At 63.2% G+C, this 17,073-nt stretch carries 16 protein-coding genes and 1 rRNA gene; 7 read left to right on the top strand and 10 right to left on the bottom strand.

The window, feature by feature from the left end:
* From ACOQFP_RS03845 to ACOQFP_RS03830, 4 genes are all read right to left on the bottom strand, one after another.
* Positions 1–822, bottom strand: coding sequence for a TY-Chap domain-containing protein (locus tag ACOQFP_RS03845; protein ID WP_421583502.1), 822 nt, complete (start codon positions 820–822; stop codon positions 1–3).
* Between the two features lie 80 nt (positions 823–902).
* The gene (locus ACOQFP_RS03840) at positions 903–2,075 is read right to left on the bottom strand and encodes a sulfite reductase subunit alpha (protein WP_421583542.1); all 1,173 of its coding nucleotides are present in this window, start codon (positions 2,073–2,075) and stop codon (positions 903–905) included.
* 63 nt (positions 2,076–2,138) lie between these two features.
* On the bottom strand, positions 2,139–3,599 hold the full coding sequence (locus ACOQFP_RS03835; RefSeq protein WP_421583501.1) for a DUF2079 domain-containing protein: 1,461 nt from the start codon (positions 3,597–3,599) through the stop codon (positions 2,139–2,141).
* Positions 3,600–3,649: 50 nt separating this feature from the next.
* A complete protein-coding gene (locus tag ACOQFP_RS03830) occupies positions 3,650–4,630 on the bottom strand; it encodes a RelA/SpoT protein (RefSeq protein WP_206490798.1) in 981 nt (326 codons plus the stop codon).
* A gap of 91 nt (positions 4,631–4,721) precedes the next feature.
* Between ACOQFP_RS03830 and ACOQFP_RS03825 the strand changes: the two genes are divergently transcribed.
* Positions 4,722–5,696, top strand: coding sequence for a sigma-70 family RNA polymerase sigma factor (locus ACOQFP_RS03825; RefSeq protein ID WP_206490797.1), 975 nt, complete (start codon positions 4,722–4,724; stop codon positions 5,694–5,696).
* A 10-nt stretch (positions 5,697–5,706) separates the two neighbouring features.
* On the opposite strand, the gene ACOQFP_RS03820 is transcribed toward ACOQFP_RS03825, so the two are convergent.
* Positions 5,707–6,114, bottom strand: coding sequence for a VOC family protein (locus tag ACOQFP_RS03820; protein ID WP_206490796.1), 408 nt, complete (start codon positions 6,112–6,114; stop codon positions 5,707–5,709).
* A 179-nt stretch (positions 6,115–6,293) separates the two neighbouring features.
* Positions 6,294–6,563, bottom strand: a complete 270-nt coding sequence (locus tag ACOQFP_RS03815; RefSeq protein WP_206490795.1) for a hypothetical protein — start codon at positions 6,561–6,563, stop codon at positions 6,294–6,296.
* A gap of 264 nt (positions 6,564–6,827) precedes the next feature.
* Between ACOQFP_RS03815 and ACOQFP_RS03810 the strand changes: the two genes are divergently transcribed.
* Positions 6,828–8,009 carry an NAD(P)/FAD-dependent oxidoreductase gene (locus ACOQFP_RS03810; protein ID WP_421583500.1) on the top strand — a complete coding sequence of 394 codons (1,182 nt, stop codon included), beginning with the start codon at positions 6,828–6,830 and terminating at the stop codon, positions 8,007–8,009.
* 72 nt (positions 8,010–8,081) lie between these two features.
* Positions 8,082–9,275 carry a hypothetical protein gene (locus tag ACOQFP_RS03805; protein WP_421583499.1) on the top strand — a complete coding sequence of 398 codons (1,194 nt, stop codon included), beginning with the start codon at positions 8,082–8,084 and terminating at the stop codon, positions 9,273–9,275.
* On the opposite strand, the gene ACOQFP_RS03800 is transcribed toward ACOQFP_RS03805, so the two are convergent.
* The 4 genes from ACOQFP_RS03800 to ACOQFP_RS03785 are packed head-to-tail and all read right to left on the bottom strand — an operon-like array spanning position 9,225 to position 14,210.
* Complete coding sequence (locus ACOQFP_RS03800) at positions 9,225–10,667, bottom strand: GntP family permease (RefSeq protein WP_206490792.1); 1,443 nt, start codon at positions 10,665–10,667, stop codon at positions 9,225–9,227. The genes ACOQFP_RS03805 and ACOQFP_RS03800 overlap by 51 nt on opposite strands.
* A complete protein-coding gene (locus ACOQFP_RS03795) occupies positions 10,664–11,302 on the bottom strand; it encodes a bifunctional 4-hydroxy-2-oxoglutarate aldolase/2-dehydro-3-deoxy-phosphogluconate aldolase (protein ID WP_421583498.1) in 639 nt (212 codons plus the stop codon). Before ACOQFP_RS03795 ends, ACOQFP_RS03800 begins: the two co-directional genes overlap by 4 nt.
* Positions 11,299–12,912, bottom strand: a complete 1,614-nt coding sequence (locus tag ACOQFP_RS03790; protein ID WP_421583497.1) for an N-acyl-D-amino-acid deacylase family protein — start codon at positions 12,910–12,912, stop codon at positions 11,299–11,301. The genes ACOQFP_RS03795 and ACOQFP_RS03790 overlap by 4 nt, the downstream gene beginning before the upstream one ends.
* 14 nt (positions 12,913–12,926) lie before the next feature.
* Positions 12,927–14,210, bottom strand: coding sequence for an amino acid deaminase (locus ACOQFP_RS03785; RefSeq protein ID WP_421583496.1), 1,284 nt, complete (start codon positions 14,208–14,210; stop codon positions 12,927–12,929).
* A gap of 125 nt (positions 14,211–14,335) precedes the next feature.
* Between ACOQFP_RS03785 and ACOQFP_RS03780 the strand changes: the two genes are divergently transcribed.
* The 4 genes from ACOQFP_RS03780 to ACOQFP_RS03765 all read left to right on the top strand — a co-directional run.
* Positions 14,336–15,358: a sugar kinase gene (locus ACOQFP_RS03780; RefSeq protein ID WP_421583495.1), complete on the top strand. Its 1,023-nt coding sequence runs from the start codon at positions 14,336–14,338 to the stop codon at positions 15,356–15,358.
* Positions 15,355–16,149, top strand: a complete 795-nt coding sequence (locus ACOQFP_RS03775) for an IclR family transcriptional regulator (RefSeq protein ID WP_421583494.1) — start codon at positions 15,355–15,357, stop codon at positions 16,147–16,149. The genes ACOQFP_RS03780 and ACOQFP_RS03775 overlap by 4 nt, the downstream gene beginning before the upstream one ends.
* Positions 16,146–16,547, top strand: a complete 402-nt coding sequence (locus ACOQFP_RS03770) for a RidA family protein (RefSeq protein WP_206490787.1) — start codon at positions 16,146–16,148, stop codon at positions 16,545–16,547. The genes ACOQFP_RS03775 and ACOQFP_RS03770 overlap by 4 nt, the downstream gene beginning before the upstream one ends.
* A 459-nt stretch (positions 16,548–17,006) precedes the next feature.
* A 16S ribosomal RNA gene (locus ACOQFP_RS03765) occupies positions 17,007–17,073 on the top strand; the annotation flags it as partial.

Here is a 17,073-nt window from a genome sequence, read left to right as displayed (position 1 = left end):
TCACCTGCGCGCGTGCCGATCCGCATCCAGAGCGGCGTCGATGCTGCGGGCCACCGAGCCCCAGGTGCGGGCCAAGTTGATCCACACCGCGGCGGAGCCTTCTCCACCGGCGTCCGCTGTTCGGTGAGCTCGACCGGCGGCCGAGCGATGCAGCGCGATGGCACGGTCCAGTAGTTCGTCCAGGTTGTTACCGGTGCACACGGACAGAACGGTGTGCGCGTCGACCCGTCGACCGACCAACTGGCACACCGCCTGCAGCGACCGCAGTGCGGCGGGAACGTCGACCGTTGCCTCGGGACAGTCCGCATCCGATCCCGGTGTGACCGGGCTACCGACGGACCCGCGTTGTAGGTCCACCGGCCCGGAGGACACACCGTCGGCCGCCACGCCCCAGACGCTGAGGAACGATGGGTGCGGAACATTCCAGATCTCGCGAAACGCGAGCGTGATCATCTCCGCGACGAGCGCAGCATCGGCTCTCGAATCGGTTCGCGTGAGATCGATGACCGATCCGTCTGCGAGCGGCTTGCCCCGATCCAGCCAGCCGAACTCGAGCAATTGCACGTCCATGGCCGTCGCATCGGGTGCCTCCGGATACAGCAGAGACGGAATGGCTGCGACCGCGACCATGCGCCCGGTATCAGAAGCCGCCACATCGATGTACGGCCGCAGGCCACGCTCGCCGGGACTGGCTTGAGCGGCGGTGACCGTGACGTAGTCACCCTGGGGCAGGGCCCGGATGCAGGCGTGCAGATTCCCGGTGAACGTAGCCCACGCGAGCGCCGTTGCGGAATCGAAATGGCCGTTCTGCGGTGTGTTCACGGTGCAAACCCTCTTCTCGGACGAGAACTGATGCCTGTGAAGTCAGACCGTAGTGAGGGGGTCCGACAAGAACACGTCGGTCAGTAGACGTCCCGCAGGTAGCGCTTGGATCGCTTGAGTTCGTCGACGTAGTCCTCGGCAGCGTCGGGAGAGCGGCCGCCGTGTTCGGCAACGATGTCGTGCACAGCCTCGTCGACGCTCTTCGCCATGCGGGCCGCATCACCGCAGACATAGAGATGCGCGCCCGATTCGAGCCAGTCGAACAACTGCGCTCCCGCCTCGCGCATGCGGTGTTGAACGTAGATCTTCTCGTGCTGATCACGAGAGAAGGCCACATCGAGTCGAGTCAGCAGGCCGTCACGCTCGAACTCGACGAGCTCGTCCTCGTACAGGAAATCGCTCGACCGGTGCTGATCGCCGAAGAACAACCAATTCTTGCCCGTGGCACCGCGCGCTCGGCGCTCGTGCAGAAACGCTCGAAACGGTGCGACCCCGGTGCCGGGCCCGATCATGATGATCGGGGTGTCGTCGGAGGGGAGTCGGAACGACTTGTTGGCCGACAGGAACACACCGGCCTCCTGCGCCTCGCCCACTCTGTCGGCCAGGTACGTCGAGCAGACGCCACCGCGGTCACGCTCGGCCGACCGATACCTGACGGTCGAGACCGTCAGGTGCACAGTGCCTTCGTGTGCTGTCGGAGACGACGAGATCGAGTACACCCGATGTTGCAACGGACGAAGCAAACCGAGGAATTCGGCCGGATCGAGAGCGAGGGACGGATCGAGATCCAGAACGTCCACGACATCGCGACCCCACGTCCAGGCGTCGAAGGACGCCCGGTCGCCGTTTTGCAGAACGTGGTCGAGTTCGGCGTTGCCCGCTGTTTCCGCCACGGCCTCGATGAGGTCCACGGACGGGATTCCGATTTCGTAGTCGGTCGTCAGTGCCTGAGTCAGGGTGATCTCACCCGATTTCGTGTGAACCGGAACGTCCGCGGGCACTCCGAGTCGCGCGATGACGGCAGAGACCAGTGCAGCGTCGTTGACGGGTTTGATGCCGAATCCGTCGCCGGCTTCGTAGGTGATACCACTGTCGCCCAGTCCGATGGCGAAGTGCCGAACTTCTTTCGCGGAGTCGGGCCCGGACAGGAGTCGGTTGCTCAGCACCTGTGCGCGGTAAGGGTTCTTTCTGTTCCACGGTGAACGCTTCGATGCGGTCTTGGTGGCGCCGAGATCGCCGGTTCGAGCGTCGATGTTCTGTACCTGCCTTGCGGTCGTCGCGGTGGGTCGATGCCAACAAACCCTAGTAGGACGTCGTCACTCGCGGTGCAAGACCTCGATCCCGTCGACCTCGTAGACGAGGTCGTAGCCGCTCGACAGCGCCCGATCGATCGCCTGGCGATCGCCGCTCTCGTCGGCGGGCCATCCCGCAGGCCGTTCGCGGTTGACGACGATCCAGTCCGGGACGGTCGAATCCGTTGCGCGCTGCGGAAAGACCGATACGGCATGATCGGCGACCAATTGGGCGACGAGATTGTTCGACGCCGCAACCCGGTCGCCGGCAGGGATCCAACTCGAAATGTCCCGAGCAGTCGCGGCCTGCGGATCGATCGTCCATTCCTGCGCGTGCACGATGCGCGACATGGGCAGGAACGGTAGCGCGACGACCGCGAACACGGCCACGAACGCGACGATGCTGTTCCTGCCGCGCGCCGTGAGCTGGCCGTGCCGGTGGCTGCGCGCCAGCGCATCGAGCAGTGCGACGAACACGATGACCATCAAAATCGCGTTGTAGTGATAGATCGGCTTCCAGAAGTTGGTGTTGTCACTGAGGAACCGCCACGCGACCGTCGGGACGGCGATCAGCAGCAGAGGGGAGCGAAGAGCGAAGAAGCCGGTGACCGCGAGCAGCAGAAAGGCCGTCGCCGCCCGAGAATCGCCCGCAACCAGGCCGTGCGCGGTATCCGCGATACCTTCACCCAGAGGAGGCAGCTTCGACCCCTGGTCGTATGAATTGTCCGCGCTCAGCAGCGGGATGATCACTTTGACGGCGAGAACTACCCAGGTCAGACCCCACACGGCGGTCAGCACACCCAGGACTCGGGTTCGTCCGGTCGTCCACAGCGCCACCAGCGCTCCGATCACGACCACTGTCAAACCCATGTCCTCTTTGACGAACACCAGCGGCAGAGCCCAGGCCAGAGCCGGTAGCCAGCGTCGACGAACCAGCGCGACCATGGACATGGCCAGCAGCGGCATCGCGAACGCCACCTCGTGGAAGTCGAAGTTCAGCGCTGCCTGAACACCCCACGACAGTCCGAACGCCGCGGCGATCACGATCCCGATGACCGTGCCGAATTTCTGCACCGCAAGCCGGCTGATCGGGATCACGGCCAACGCGAACAACACCGCTTGCGCGATCAACAACGTCTCGGCGTGCGGAAACACCCGATAGACGGGACCGAGCAGTGCGGTGATGGGGGAGAAGTGATCGCCGAGTGTGTTGTAGCCGGTGCCCAGCAGGTCGGACGTGGGTGCACGAAACTGCGAGTACGACGCGATCTGCTGGACGAAAATCCCCAGGTCGAAGCCGGACGTACGGAGCTGACGATGGCCCAGCACGGACATCACCGCATACAGGGGTGCCAGAACGGCGAACGCAATGGCAGGCACCATCGTCTCGGCAGTGCGGAATCTCGCAATCCGGTCGTCGGTCTTGGTCGGATGGGTCGCTGTGTCGACTTCGGTGACGACCGTGGATCTCTCGGTAGTGGTCACGAGAAGAAATGTTTACCGGACCGACGTGAGATGTTCCTGAGAAGTGCAGGTCACTGCTTGCGCTTCTTCGCCGGCCTGTAGCGCGGCGGCTGCGAAGTGAGATGGTAGTAGAGCGCGTCCTCGGAATCCTCGACAACGACGTCGATGTAGTCGCCCACTTCGAGATAGTCGTTGACCGCGATGCGGTCGGTCGAGCCGATGACGGCCTTCACCGAGCGAGCGGGTACGAGCCCGCGGCGACCGTCCGGGCCGACGGCCAACGCATACCGCGGCCCGGTGCGAGTGACCCGCGCGTGAACGAAGTCCGGGTCTTTCGGGATGGGGTCGGTGTCGAGTACGTTGCCTTCCTTGGATGCAGCGGTCAGCGAATCGAGTTGAGCGGCGAGATCGTCGGCCATCGCATCCACCTGGTCGAGCAAGTGGGCCATATGCGCGGCGTAATCGGTGTGCTTCTTGGTCGGTTTGAGGGCCTCACCGGGTTTGTACATGTCCTCGTGGGTCAGCTCGCCCCACGCGTCCTGTAGACGTGTCTTGACTTGAACCTCCACTTTCACGTCGAGGTCACCCTGATGCGTTGCCACCCTGACCACCAGTACGGCGTGATATGCGCGGTAACCGCTCGGCTTGGGGAAAGCGACGTAATCGGTGGGTGGTTGCGCGAACCGAACCGAGCATTCCGGGTCGTTGCAGGCACGCTCGAGCGCAGCAACGAAACTCAGTTGGTCGCGCGGGGTCTTGCACAACACCTTGACGCCGACGAGATCGGGAAGTGCCTCGGCGACGGCATCGGCCTCCGAGGGCTCACTCACGCGGCCCTCGGAGACGTACCGACGCAATTTGTCGGCCGATCTTCCTGGGTCCTTGATTCGTGCGGTCTGTGCGTTGAGTCGGTCTCGATCGACGTCCTCGAGAATTTCGTCGGCGATGGTCTCGAGGAAGTTCTGCGCGGTGACGAGAGCGGCTTCCCACGCTCGGCGGCGTTGCAGATACAGCTCCTCCACCAGCTCGTCGATGCTCGCTCCCGAAGTCACGATGCCGACATTAACCCAGATCGGCGGGCAATCCGCGGCGCGGCGCGCGTTCGAGCTGTGGCGTATCGGCCAGCGGTTTAGGCTCTAGCGCATGACCGCGGCCTCACTGCAGCAGGATGACTTCCTGGCACAGTTCGATCCGTTCCGACGCGAGCTGCTCGCGCACTGCTACCGCATGACCGGATCGATCCACGACGCCGAGGACCTACTGCAGGAAACGTACATTCGGGCATGGCGAGGGTACGAGAAGTACGAGGGCCGCTCCTCGCTGCGTACGTGGTTGTACCGAATTGCCACCAATACCTGCCTGACCGCTCTGGACGGTAGGTCGAAGCGTCCGCTCCCTACGGGCTTGGGTGCGCCGAGTTCCGGTCCGACCGACGAACTCGTGCAGAACAACGAGATTGCCTGGCTCGAACCCATTGCCGATTCCGAGCTGGGGGACTCGAGTGATCCCGCCGCAATCCTGGTGGCGAAGGAATCCGTGCGCCTGGCCTTCGTTGCATCCCTGCAGCATCTGTCGTCTCGGCAGCGCGCCGTTCTGCTGATGCGCGAGGTGTTGCAATGGAAAGCGTCCGAGGTCGCGGAGGTTCTTGCGACAACGACAACTGCGGTCAACAGTCTGTTGCAGCGAGCCCGCGAGCGACTGGACGAGATCGCGCCCGAGCTCGACGATGTCGAGCCCATCGAATCCGCGGCGATGCAGGACATGCTCACTCGATACGTGGAGTGCTTCGAGAGTTACGACATCGACGGCCTGGTGACGCTGTTCACCTCGGACGCCGTGTGGGAGATGCCACCGTTCGTGGGGTGGTATCAGGGTGCCGAGACGATCGGATCCCTCATCCGAAACAACTGCCCGGCGAACGGAGCAGGCGATATGCGGATGGTGCCGACAGCAGCCAACGGACAACCCGCATACGGGCTGTACATGAAAGGCGAGGACGGCGTGCACCGGCCGTTCCAGCTGCACGTGCTCGATGTCGATGCGCGAGGGGTCGGGCACGTGGCCTGCTTCTTCGATCTGTCCCTGTTCGATCGATTCGGCCTACCCGACCGCCTCTGACACCTGCCGGTCAGCTCTGCGGAATGGCTGACGGGTCCATCCACATCACTTCCCAGACGTGATTGTCGAGGTCTCGGAATGCCCGGCCGTACATGAACCCGTGGTCCTGGGGCTCCATCCACGGGGATCCACCCGCAGCGATCGCTGCGTCGGTGAGCGAATCCACCTCCTCGCGGCTGTCGGCCGAGATGCACATCAGGACCTCACGGGCCGAGCCGGTGTCGCAGATCGCGTCGGAGATGAAGTCCTCGAAACGTGAAGTGGCCAGAAACATCACCGTCGCCTGGTCGCTGACGATCATGGAGGCGGTGTTCTCGTCGCTGAAGACGTCGTTGAAGGCGAATCCAAGGCCCTCGAAGAACGAACGGGTGGCGACGACATCACGGACAGGCATGTTGGCGAACAGCAAACGGGACATCGAATGCACCTTCTCTGCGGGAAGCAAGCGGACGACAACCGTCGTACGACGGCCTTGCTCCTACTGACAGGTGCCGATCACGAAAATCACCGGGCACGTCCCTGCTGACACAACACGACCCCGCCGAGCCGAGCTCGACGGGGTCGCGGACTACGAAGCCGAAGGGGGAGTGTGAAGCGTTACCGGGTTATCTGAGCAAGACGCGACAGCATCCGTGAAAAGACGCGGCCGTCGGTGCCGAGATCGTCGAACGAGTCTGCTGCGTTCTCCGAGCGGGCGGCCTCGAAACTCGACGCAGCAAGAGTGCGGGCCAATTGGGTACGGCGCTCGATGGCGTCGAGGATGGTGGCGTCCAGCGTTGAAACCTCGTCGAAGAGCTGGTCGACGTCTGCTGTCGCAACATCGGCAGTGTCGGTGCCGATTGCCAGCGAATCGATCTGAACAGTCACATCGTCTCCTTTTGTTCGCGTCCTGAGGTGTGAGTCGTTCGGCCGGACGGAACCGTTACAGCTCGTCTCGAGTCAGAACGATCTTCAGTCGCCCGAACCAACATGCCCACTCGGCGGGCCTGGGCCAACCATCTGGAGGTGTGATGCTCGATACACTCCGCCCGATTCCTCGTCGGCGGTCCGCCGGGCACGTGTGCGCCGGGTTGTTCCCGAGGCGTTTCGGGTACCCCGAATCGAACACGTCGACCTTTCGAGGAGTGAACGATGCGCTACGACTACCTGATCATCGGCGGGGGAATGGTTGCCGACAGTGCGGCTCGCGGTATTCGCGAGATCGACGGCACCGGTTCCATCGGAATACTCGGAGCCGACCCCGATGAGCCGTACACACGGCCGGCACTGTCGAAGAAGCTGTGGACGGATTCGGAGTTCGGCCGCGATCAGGTTCCGCTCGACACCGCCTCCGACACCGGCGCTCAGGTACACACCGGAGTTTCGGTTGCGTCGGTGGACCGATCACGCGCGAGCGTGACGACCGAATCGGGAGATCATTACGAATACGGGGACCTCCTCCTCGCGACGGGTGCCGAACCGATGCGCATCGATCTCGCTCCCAGCCCGCGAGTGGTCTATTTCCGTACCTTTTCCGACTACCGGGCACTGCGCGAACTGACGAAGACTGCCGAGCACATCGCCGTCGTCGGCGGCGGGTACATCGGCACCGAACTCGCGTCGGCCCTGTCGCTTCAGGGTGTGAAAGTCACGCTGGTCACCTCCGCGGACATACTCGGCGCACACATGTTTCCGCCGACCCTGGCCGCCGGGTTCGACAAAGGGTTTGCCGAGCACGGCGTGACCGTGCGCCGGGCAACGAAGGTCACGGCCGGTGCAGAAGCGTCGGCTCGTGTCCAACTGCAACTCGACGACGGAACCACCCTGGAGGCCGACGGTGCCGTGTTCGGGCTGGGCGTGCAGCCCCGCACCGAACTCGCCGACGGTGCCGGGCTGGCGGTGGACGACGGAATCGTGGTGGACGAACTGCTGAGGACGGCGGACGAACATGTCTACGCCGCCGGTGACGTAGCGAACTATCCCGACGCGATTCTCGGTCGCCGACGCGTCGAGCATGTCGACAACGCCACCGAGATGGGCAAAGCTGCCGGACGCAACATGGCAGGTGCGGCCGAGCCGTACTCGTACACGCCGTACTTCTACTCCGATATCTACGACGACGGGTACCAGGCGATCGGCACGGTATCGACGTCCATGAGCACCATCGAGGACTGGAAGTCGGTAGGCAAGGAAGGCGTCGTCTACTACCTCGACGATCAGGCCGTGGTTCGAGGAGTGCTCATGTGGAACGTCTGGGAAGGCCTCGACGTGGCGCGCACACTCCTTGCCGAGAAGAAGCCGCAGACCGAGCAATCGTTACGCGGGCTGATCTGACCTTCTGGAACACTCGAACACGAGCGATCCGTCGGCTAGGTCGGACGTGATCGGCCCGACCGAGGAGAGACGATGTCCAGGTATGACGGTAGCGAGTCGGCCGAGCAGCGCGCTCGGTTCGACGCCGAGGTACACAGTCGCTGTGCCGATTGCCGTTTACCCGGTCATTCGGAACCGCTGTCCGACGCGAGTGCCATCGCAATCGCGGCCGGCCGGGTGGACGCGGCCACACGAGCCGTTCTCGTCAACCGATGGCACGCCGGGCGCTCGCTGCCATCGATCGGGGGATTCGGGACTCTGCGACACCTCGTGGACGAGCGCGATCGGTGGCGCGCCAAGGACACGACCAACAAGCCCGGTTCGTCGCTGGTGTACCGAATTCGAGTGGCCGAGTTGACCAAGCGCATCAGCCACCAGCGCACGACCGTGGTGATGTCGAATCGGCACTATGCCGCTGGGGTGCGGGCGGCGCGCAAGGAACGTCGAGACGGCGTGCACCTCGATCTCGACCAGCGCGATTCGGTCTTCGATGCGTTGATGCAGACGCCCGCGCCGCGAAAGTTCGGGCCTGTTGCCGAACGTGGCCTTTCCCTGGTCGACGCGGCGACGGACCGGGTCGGCACGTTTGCGCGGCGGACTCCACTGGCAGAGCAGGTCGAGTGGGCCACCGGGGTGGTCGATCAGTTCGTCGATCGCAAGGACGACCGCTTCGTCGACCGGTACGACACCCTGCTGTTTCTTGCGGGCACGTCGTTCGACCGAATACGTCGTTCCCCGGCGTGGCAGTCCACGGTGTTCGAGATCCAGCGCAATCAACTCGATCTGTTCGTCGAGCTCACCGAGATCTCGGTCGATGCCTCGTCTTTGCGGACCGTGGCGAACGAGCTGAACCGAATCGGCGAGACGATGGTCGACGAGGAGACGGCCGCCCAAGTCGAATCACGTCGTGGCGCACTGGAAGTGGTGTGGACTCAGCTGACCGGCCGGGTGGCGGCGCTGGTGCGGCTCGCGAATCTGGTCGAGTCCTCCGAAGACGAGGCACGCACCTCCGACGCGATGGCCCGCGCCCACAGTCTCGACGACCGAATCGACGATCTCGTCGGACGATCGGGCAGTCGGGAGATGTCGGCGGAGAACACCCACTTCGTCGGTGACCAGGTGCGGACCCAGTGGCGCGACCGGCTGCCACCAGTGACATCCGATCGCGCCACCGCCTCAGGCGATGATCGCGAAGAGAATTCCCGCGACCGCGAAGCTGACCACTGACAGGATCGTCTCGAGTACGGTCCACGTCTGCAGCGTCTGTTTGACGGTCATATTGAAGAACTTCGCGATGATCCAGAAGCCACCGTCGTTGACGTGGCTGGCGATGATCGAACCCGCTGCGATGGACATGGCAATGAGCGCGACGGCCGGTGCCGAGTAATCCTGCGCTGCCACCAATGGTCCGACGATGCCGCCGGTCGTCACGATGGCCACAGTCGCCGAGCCCTGAGCGACTCTGAGCGCGCAACTGATGATGTAGGCCAACACGATGATGGGTAGGCCTGCAGCCGCCATGGTGTCTGCCAGCGCCGTCCCGATGCCCGTGGCGGAGATGACCTTTCCGAAGAATGCACCGGCCCCGACGACGAGCAGCAGCATTCCCACCGGCCGCAGCGATTCTCCGGTCAACTTGCTGAGCTCCTGGACGGTGGACCCGCGACGGATACCCAGAACGTAGAACGCGATCAGCACTGCGATGAGCAACGCGACTGCCGGTGTGCCGAAGAACGTCAGCACCTCGAGGAGATTGCCCGGATCGAGCAGGATGCTGCCGAACGTGGCACCGAGGATCAACACCAACGGAACTGCGATGATCGCTCCGATGGTTCCCACCGACGGAGGCGTCGTGACGACCGGGCGCTTGGTGGTGGCGACGGCCCCCGTGCCACCACCACCGGTCGCGTCGTCGTCACCGTCGTTGATGAAGTCATCGGGGACGTCGACGATGACACGCTTGCCGATCCAGCTACCCCAGGCCAGGCCTGCGGCGATGAAACCCGGTATTCCGCAAACGAACCCGAACAGGATGAGCCAGCCCAGGTTCACTTCGAGCAGCCCGCCGAGGGCAACCGGCCCTGGGTGTGGCGGCAAGAATGCGTGAGTCATGGACAGGCCGGCCAACATCGGCAACGCGTACAGCACCAACGACTTTCCGCCCTGTCGTGCTGCAACGTAGACCAGCGGTGCCAAGACGAAGATGCCGATGTCGAAGAACACCGGGATGCCGAAGATCAAGCCCAGCAGGCCCATCGCTACCGGTGCGCCGCGTTCTCCGAACACCCCCAGTAGTTTGGCGGTCAATGCCTGTGCGCCGCCAGATTTTTCGAGGATCGCACCGAGGACCGTGCCGAGCCCGATGATCACCGCGATGTGGCCGAGAATGCCACCGAATCCGGTTTCGAGAAGTGATTCGTTGCTCTTGATCGCGGTGCCGACGATCTCGTTGACCGGCAAACCCGCAGCCAGCGCCAATCCGAGGCCGACGATGAGCAGTGCGATGAACGGTTCGAGTTTGACCTTGATGATGACTACCAATAGCACGGCAATTGCGATGCCGCACAACACGAGTAGACCAGGTGTGGAGGTTCTGAGCCAGTCGACCACAGAATTCATGACGTGCCTTCCTTGATGTCTGCACTGATAGCTGCCACGAACGCCTGCGCTCGTGTGGTGATGTCGTCCCACCTGGCCTCGGCGACCGACGCCGGTGACACCACATCGGTGCCTGCAGTCACTGCCACGGCACCGGATGCGAGGAATTGTGCGGCGTTACCTGCGTTGACGCCGCCGGACGGAACGAGTTGCGCGCCCGGAAAGGGGCCGAGCAAATCCTTGAAATATGCAGGTCCTACTGCTCGTGCCGGAAATATCTTGACCGCGTCAGCCCCGAGGTCGAGGGCGGTCATCACCTCGGACGGAGTCAGCGCACCCATCATCAGCGGGATACCTGCGTCAGCGACGATCGCCGCGACATCCGGTCGCAGCCCGGGCGTCACGACGAAGCCGGCTCCCGCGTCGACCGCCTGTCGGGCCTGATCGGCGGTCAGAACGGTCCCCGCCCCGACAACGGCACCCGACGCCGACGCAGCGCGGATCAGCTCGAGGACGTTCGGAGTGGTGAAGGTGAGCTCCATCGCGCGAATTCCGCCGCGCGCGAGCGCATCTGCCAGTGCCGCAGGATCGGAGATGTGAGGGGCGCGGACCACCGACAGGGCGCGGTCCTCGAGAATCGTCGACAGTGCGTTCATGACGTCTGCTTTCCGGTGGAATCCATCCGCAGGGCGCGCCCTGCCAGTGAGTGGGTGGGGAGGCGATCATCGATCGCGAATGCGCCATTGACCATGACGTGGACGATGCCCTCGGCTTGTTGCTTCGGTTGCTCGAAGGTGGCGGTATCGCGAACGGCAGCAGGATCGAATAGCACCAGGTCGGCTGCGTACCCTTCGGTGATCGTGCCGCGTCCCTGCAGCCGGAGCCGCGCAGCCGGCCGACCGGTCAGGTGATTGATGCAGTCCTCGAGCGACAGCAGTTGCTCGTCGCGCACGTAGTGTCCGAGATAGCGTGGAAAGGTTCCCCAGGCGCGTGGATGTGGCTTGTCGCCCACCAGAATCGCGTCGCTGCCGCCCATATGGTGCGGATGCGCCATGATCTCGCGCACGTTCTCCTCGTGCCCGACGTGCTGCAGAATGGTCGTGGCCAAGGCGTCGCGCCGAAGGAAGTCGAAGAACACGTCCACCGGTGCGCGTCCCTCGTCGGCTGCGATATCGGACATCGTCCGCCCGACGTAGCGATCGAGTTCGGGATTGGCCACACCACTGAGTTCGATGGTGTCCCATTCGACCGTGACTCCGTGGCAACCGTCGGAGCCGTCGACGTCGACGTCCTGTGTGATGCGTCGGCGAATGTCCGGATCGTCGAGACGTTCCAGGGCTCGGTCCGGCCCACCCGACATCGCCCAACTCGGCAGTAGGGCAGACAAAGTGGTGGCTCCGGGTAGATACGGGTACGAATCGAGGGTGACATCGCATCCGTCCGCGATCGCGGAATCGACACGGTCCAAGAACTCCCGTGCCCGGCCCCGATTGACGCCGAAGTTCATCGTTGCATGGGTCAGATGCAGTGCGCATCCCGTACCTCGGGAGAGATCGAGCATTTCCTGGTAAGCCTCGAGCGCCCCCGCGCCGTACGACCTGGTGTGCGGAGCGTAGAACCCACCGAAGTCCGCGACCACCTCGCACAGTGCGTGCAATTCGCTGGTGTCCGCGTACATTCCGGGCGTGTACGTCAACCCGCTGGACATGCCGACTGCGCCCTCGTGCAAGCCCTGCGCCAACAACTCCTGCATGTGAGCGATCTCGCGCGCTGTAGCGGGTCGCTGATCGGGGCCCACCGCGAGATAGCGCAGTGTGCCCTGCGGAACGAGATATGCCGCGTTCGGAGTGATACCCCGGTCGAGCCGAGCGAGGTACTCCGAGACCGAACGCCACGAGAAGTCCAAGTCGACGGGATTGCCGTTCCATCCGGCGATCTGACGTCGCACCACGTCCAGTGTCGCGTCGTCGATCGGAGCGTAGGCGATGCCGTCCTGTCCGATGACCTCGGTCGTGACGCCCTGACTGATTTTCGGGAAATGATCGGGGTCGGTCAGCAGTCGAAGGTCGGAATGAGCGTGCATATCGATGAAGCCGGGGGACAGGACCTGCCCCGGCGAGGCGTCGACGATTCTGTCCGCACCGGGCACGGTTCCGGGTTCGGTGATCGATGCGATGATTCCGTCGCGGACGAGAACGTCGCGGCGCAGGCGCGGCGATCCGGTGCCGTCGATGACATCGACACCTCGAAAGAGAATGCTGGGCATGGGGATTCGATTCTCTAGAAGAATGTGTGGACGAGATCGACCACGCGGGGATCGTCGATGTCTGCGTCGTCGACGACGGGAACGAGCCGCCATTTGTCGAAGGCGGTGCACGGGTGGGACAGGCCCAGTCTCACGACGGTCCCCACCGGCAAGGCGGTGGCGTCTTCGGCGGGTAGCCGAAGGAACGCGTGTTGGTCGTTCAACGCGGTCACCTCGGCACCTGGGTCGAGGATCTCGTCCCCTCGAACATGTTGGGCAACAGGCATTCCCTCGTCGAACGGAAAATCGCGTTTACCTGCATCGAGCAGGGCGAGTCCGGGCTCCGGGCGAGAAACCGTGCGAGCCCATCCGTGCATCGCCGACATCAGCGGCGCGTCCGTTCGCGCGGGAGTCAGCGGCGAGATCTGGGAGTAGAAGCCGTCGTCGTGCACCACGTAAGCACCCGAGCGAAGCACCACATCGGTACGCACGCCCTCGCCCGTGGCCAGTGTTCGCAACCGATCCACGACGAGATCTTGGTAGGCGCTGCCGCCTGCGGTCACGATGGCATGTTCGCCGTACAGGCCCTCGGCGTCGAGTGTGCGATGGAGGTCGGCGACATTGTCGAGGTAGGTCCGCACCGCCTCGAGGCCGCGTTGCGAGCGGTCGTGGCTCAAAGCCCCCTCGTAGCCGCCGACGCCTGCCAGTGTCAGGCGCGACGACGCGGCGATCGCGCGTGCCACGGCGGTGGCTTCCTCGGCCGTTCGTGCTCCTGTTCGACCGTGCGGGCCGCCGAGTTCGACGATGACGGAAACCGGTCGTGATCCTCGTGCCGCGAGAATGCGATCCATCTCGAGGACCGTCGCGACGCTGTCTGCCCAGCAGTAGAACTCGAAGGTGGTGTGCGAATCCAATTCGGCCGCAATCCACGTCAAAGCAACGGGGTCGATCTCCGCATTGGCGAGGATGATCCGTTCGACACCGAACGCGCGAGCCACCTGAACCTGCCATCCCGTGGCCAGGGTGATCGCCCAGCTGCCGGCATCGAGCTGTTGTTTCCACAGTTGAGGAGCCATCGACGTCTTGCCGTGGGGTGCCAACAGCATCCCCGCGCGGGCGGCCCAGTCGGCCATGACCGAGATGTTCGATGCGATGCGCGAGCGATCGAGGGTGAGCAGCGGGGTGGTGAACTCGGACAATCGCGGATCCGTCGTCAAGAAGCTCTCGACGGTGTGGCCCCACGATCGTGGGGGAAGTGCTTTGTGCTCGGGTCCGAGGATTCGCTGATTCAGCGCCTCGACGGCAGCGGCGTCGATCACGTTCGTCTCCCTCTCGTGGAAGAATCAATGTGGTTGCGTATTTTGCAACGGTAGTTGCGCAATGTGTTTATGGTTTGTAGTCTGCAACGGCAGGCAGGGTTCCGCAAGAGTTCGAGGAGATCGACGTGAAAACACCACGAGCGGTGTGTGTAGGTGAAGGCCTCGTCGTTCTGGTGGCGGAATCGGGCCCGCTGGAAGACTCGGACACGTTCCACCGGATGTCCGGAGGTGCCGAAGCGAACGTGGCGAGCGTGTTCGCACAGTTGGGCGTCGATGCTGCATGGATCTCCAGGGTGGGCGACGACGGATTCGGCCGGTATCTGGTCCGACAGCTGACAGCCGCGGGAGTCGACACCTCGGGTGTCGCGATCGACGACGTGCGCCCTACCGGTATGTACATCAAGCAACGCGGCTCGGGCTCCGGCACCGAATACGATCTCGCACGCGGAGACAGTGCGATGACGTACTTCCGCGCAGGCTCTGCCGCGAGCGCGCTGTCGCCCACTGGATTCGACGAACGTGCCTCGGTCCTGGTGTCCGATGCCGACCTTGTCCATTTCACCGGAATCACCGTTGCCATCTCGAATACGGCCGCCGACCTGACAAGGGAGTTGCTGGGTCGACCCGCCGTCGTCAGTTTCGATCTGAACTTTCGGCCGGCGCTGTGGAGGTCCCGCGAAGCCGAAGCCCCGGGGGTGCTCGGCGAACATGTTCGGGGAAGCGACGTGGTCTTCATGGGTGCCGACGAAGCTCAGTCGGTGTTCGGGACGTCGAACCCGGACGAGCTCCGCGCGTTGTTTCCCGAACCGCGGCACCTGGTGATCAAGAACGACGCCCACACCGTGACGGCCTTCGAGGGCACCGCTCGATTCGATGTACCGGCGCTCAGACTCGACGTTGTCGAAAAGATCGGTGCGGGAGATGCTTTCGCTGGTGGGTACCTGGCAGGCTTGCTGTGGGGAAGATGTGCCGCCGAACGCGTACGCTTCGGCCATCTGTGTGCAGCGGGTGCCCTGACCGGGCACGGCGACATAGCCTCGGTTCTGCCTCTCGACGTGCTGGTGCAACTGGCCGAACTCGACGACTGTGGCTGGGCGGCAGTGGATTACGCAGAGGTGTCGGCCCGAGGTTCGGAGTTGTTGCAATGAGTCAAAGTCTCTCGCGAGCGCTGACCATTCTTGGTTTGCTCGGTGACGGATCGAGATCGCTCGACGACCTGGCGACGGTTCTCGGCGTACACAAGACCACCGTGCTCCGGCTGCTTCGTACGATGGAAGGCGACAGATTCGTCCAACACGATGTCGATCACCGGTATCAGTTGGGTTCGAGGCTGTTCGAGTTGGCAAACCGTGCACTGGAACAGCGCGACATTCGAAGCATTGCCAGGCCGCATCTGGCCGAGCTCAACAAAGTCACCGGTCAAACCGTTCACCTGGCCACCTACGAGGCGGGCGAGGTGATCTACATCGACAAATTCGACGCCATACAGAGTGTGCGGATGTACTCACGGGTCGGAAAACCTGCTCCGCTGCATTGCACGGCGGTAGGAAAGATTCTGATCTCGGCGCGGCCCGTGGCCGAGCGCGAACAGATTGCACACCGCATCACGTACACACCGTTCACGGAACGAACCATCACCTCGGCCGAGCGATACCTGCGCGAGCTGGACCTGGTCCTGGAGCAGGGATTCGCGGAGGACCGGGAGGAGCACGAATCGTTCGTCAACTGCATCGGCTGCGCTGTGCGCGATGGAACAGGCGACGTCGTGGCCGCGGTCTCGATGTCGGTTCCCGACATGCTGCTCGACCACGACCAGGTTCTTGCGACGCTTCCCGAGGTGCAACGGGCAGCGACCGCCATCTCCGAAGGACTGGGTTGGCATCCTCGCGAAATACAGGACCGAACGAATACCCATCAACCGAACGAAGGAAAACAGTGAGCGAGAAGATCGAAATCCGTACCAGTGGTGCCCCCGCGCCTGCACATACGTTCTCCCAGGGAGTGCGGAAAGGGCCATTCGTCCAGGTGTCGGGACAAGGACCGGTCGATCCTGTCACCAACGAATACCTGTACCCGGGCGACGTCGCTGCGCAGACCACCCGCACGCTCGAGAATGTCAAAGCCATCGTGGAGGCCAGCGGCGCTTCCTTCGACGACGTCGTCATGTTGAGGGTGTACCTGACCAAGCGCGAGGACTTCTCGATCATGAACGGGGCCTACGGCGAGTTCGTCGCGGCGAACACAACGGGCGATGTCCTCCCGAGTAGAACCACGGTCTTCACCGGACTGCCCAGAGAAGAGATGTTGGTCGAGATCGACGCCGTCGCGATCGTCTGATCGACCCCGCGCGTCAGATGTTCACACGAAAATTACATCTGACCAGGCGATTTGCGTAAGCGTTGGTCTTCGCGTAACTTTTGTCGAGTCAGAGCGACACGGACACCGACCCGGTCTTCACAAACCGGGACAACGAGGTTGTACGGAGTACGCACTGAACCACCCAGGCAAGATTCAGAACGATGAGTCATGTCTGGGGTATGAGCGTGTAAGCCCCGAAGTTGCCGCGCAAGCGGTGCCGACGGTGTGTGCGTGTTCTTTGAGAACTCAACAGTGTGTCGATGAATGTCAGTGCCGAATTTTATTTTGGTGGTATGCATTCGATGTATCAGCTATCCGCTTGTGGTGGTTGTTGTCGGGTGTTGTTTTGAAATGCTAGTTGAGTTTTTTTTGCTAGTGATTTGACTCTTTCATGTTTATGACTGATTCACGGTTTTCGGATCGTTGTTTCGAGAGTCTTTTACGGAGAGTTTGATCCTGGCTCAGGACGAACGCTGGCGGCGTGCTTAACACATGCAAGTCGAGC

This window comes from Rhodococcus sp. MALMAid1271, from assembly GCF_049195265.1.
GTDB lineage: Bacteria > Actinomycetota > Actinomycetes > Mycobacteriales > Mycobacteriaceae > Rhodococcoides.
This window is presented reverse-complemented; position numbering and strand designations above follow the sequence as displayed.

Excerpts from the sequence above, each read along its gene's own strand:
- ACOQFP_RS03795 (WP_421583498.1), bottom strand. The coding sequence starts at position 11,302 with ATGAACGCACTGTCGACGATTCTCGAGGACCGCGCCCTGTCGGTGGTC.
- ACOQFP_RS03790 (WP_421583497.1), bottom strand. The coding sequence starts at position 12,912 with ATGCCCAGCATTCTCTTTCGAGGTGTCGATGTCATCGACGGCACCGGA.
- ACOQFP_RS03825 (WP_206490797.1), top strand. The coding sequence starts at position 4,722 with ATGACCGCGGCCTCACTGCAGCAGGATGACTTCCTGGCACAGTTCGAT.
- ACOQFP_RS03800 (WP_206490792.1), bottom strand. The coding sequence starts at position 10,667 with ATGAATTCTGTGGTCGACTGGCTCAGAACCTCCACACCTGGTCTACTC.
- ACOQFP_RS03810 (WP_421583500.1), top strand. The coding sequence starts at position 6,828 with ATGCGCTACGACTACCTGATCATCGGCGGGGGAATGGTTGCCGACAGT.
- ACOQFP_RS03805 (WP_421583499.1), top strand. The coding sequence starts at position 8,082 with ATGTCCAGGTATGACGGTAGCGAGTCGGCCGAGCAGCGCGCTCGGTTC.
- ACOQFP_RS03775 (WP_421583494.1), top strand. The coding sequence starts at position 15,355 with ATGAGTCAAAGTCTCTCGCGAGCGCTGACCATTCTTGGTTTGCTCGGT.
- ACOQFP_RS03820 (WP_206490796.1), bottom strand. The coding sequence starts at position 6,114 with ATGTCCCGTTTGCTGTTCGCCAACATGCCTGTCCGTGATGTCGTCGCC.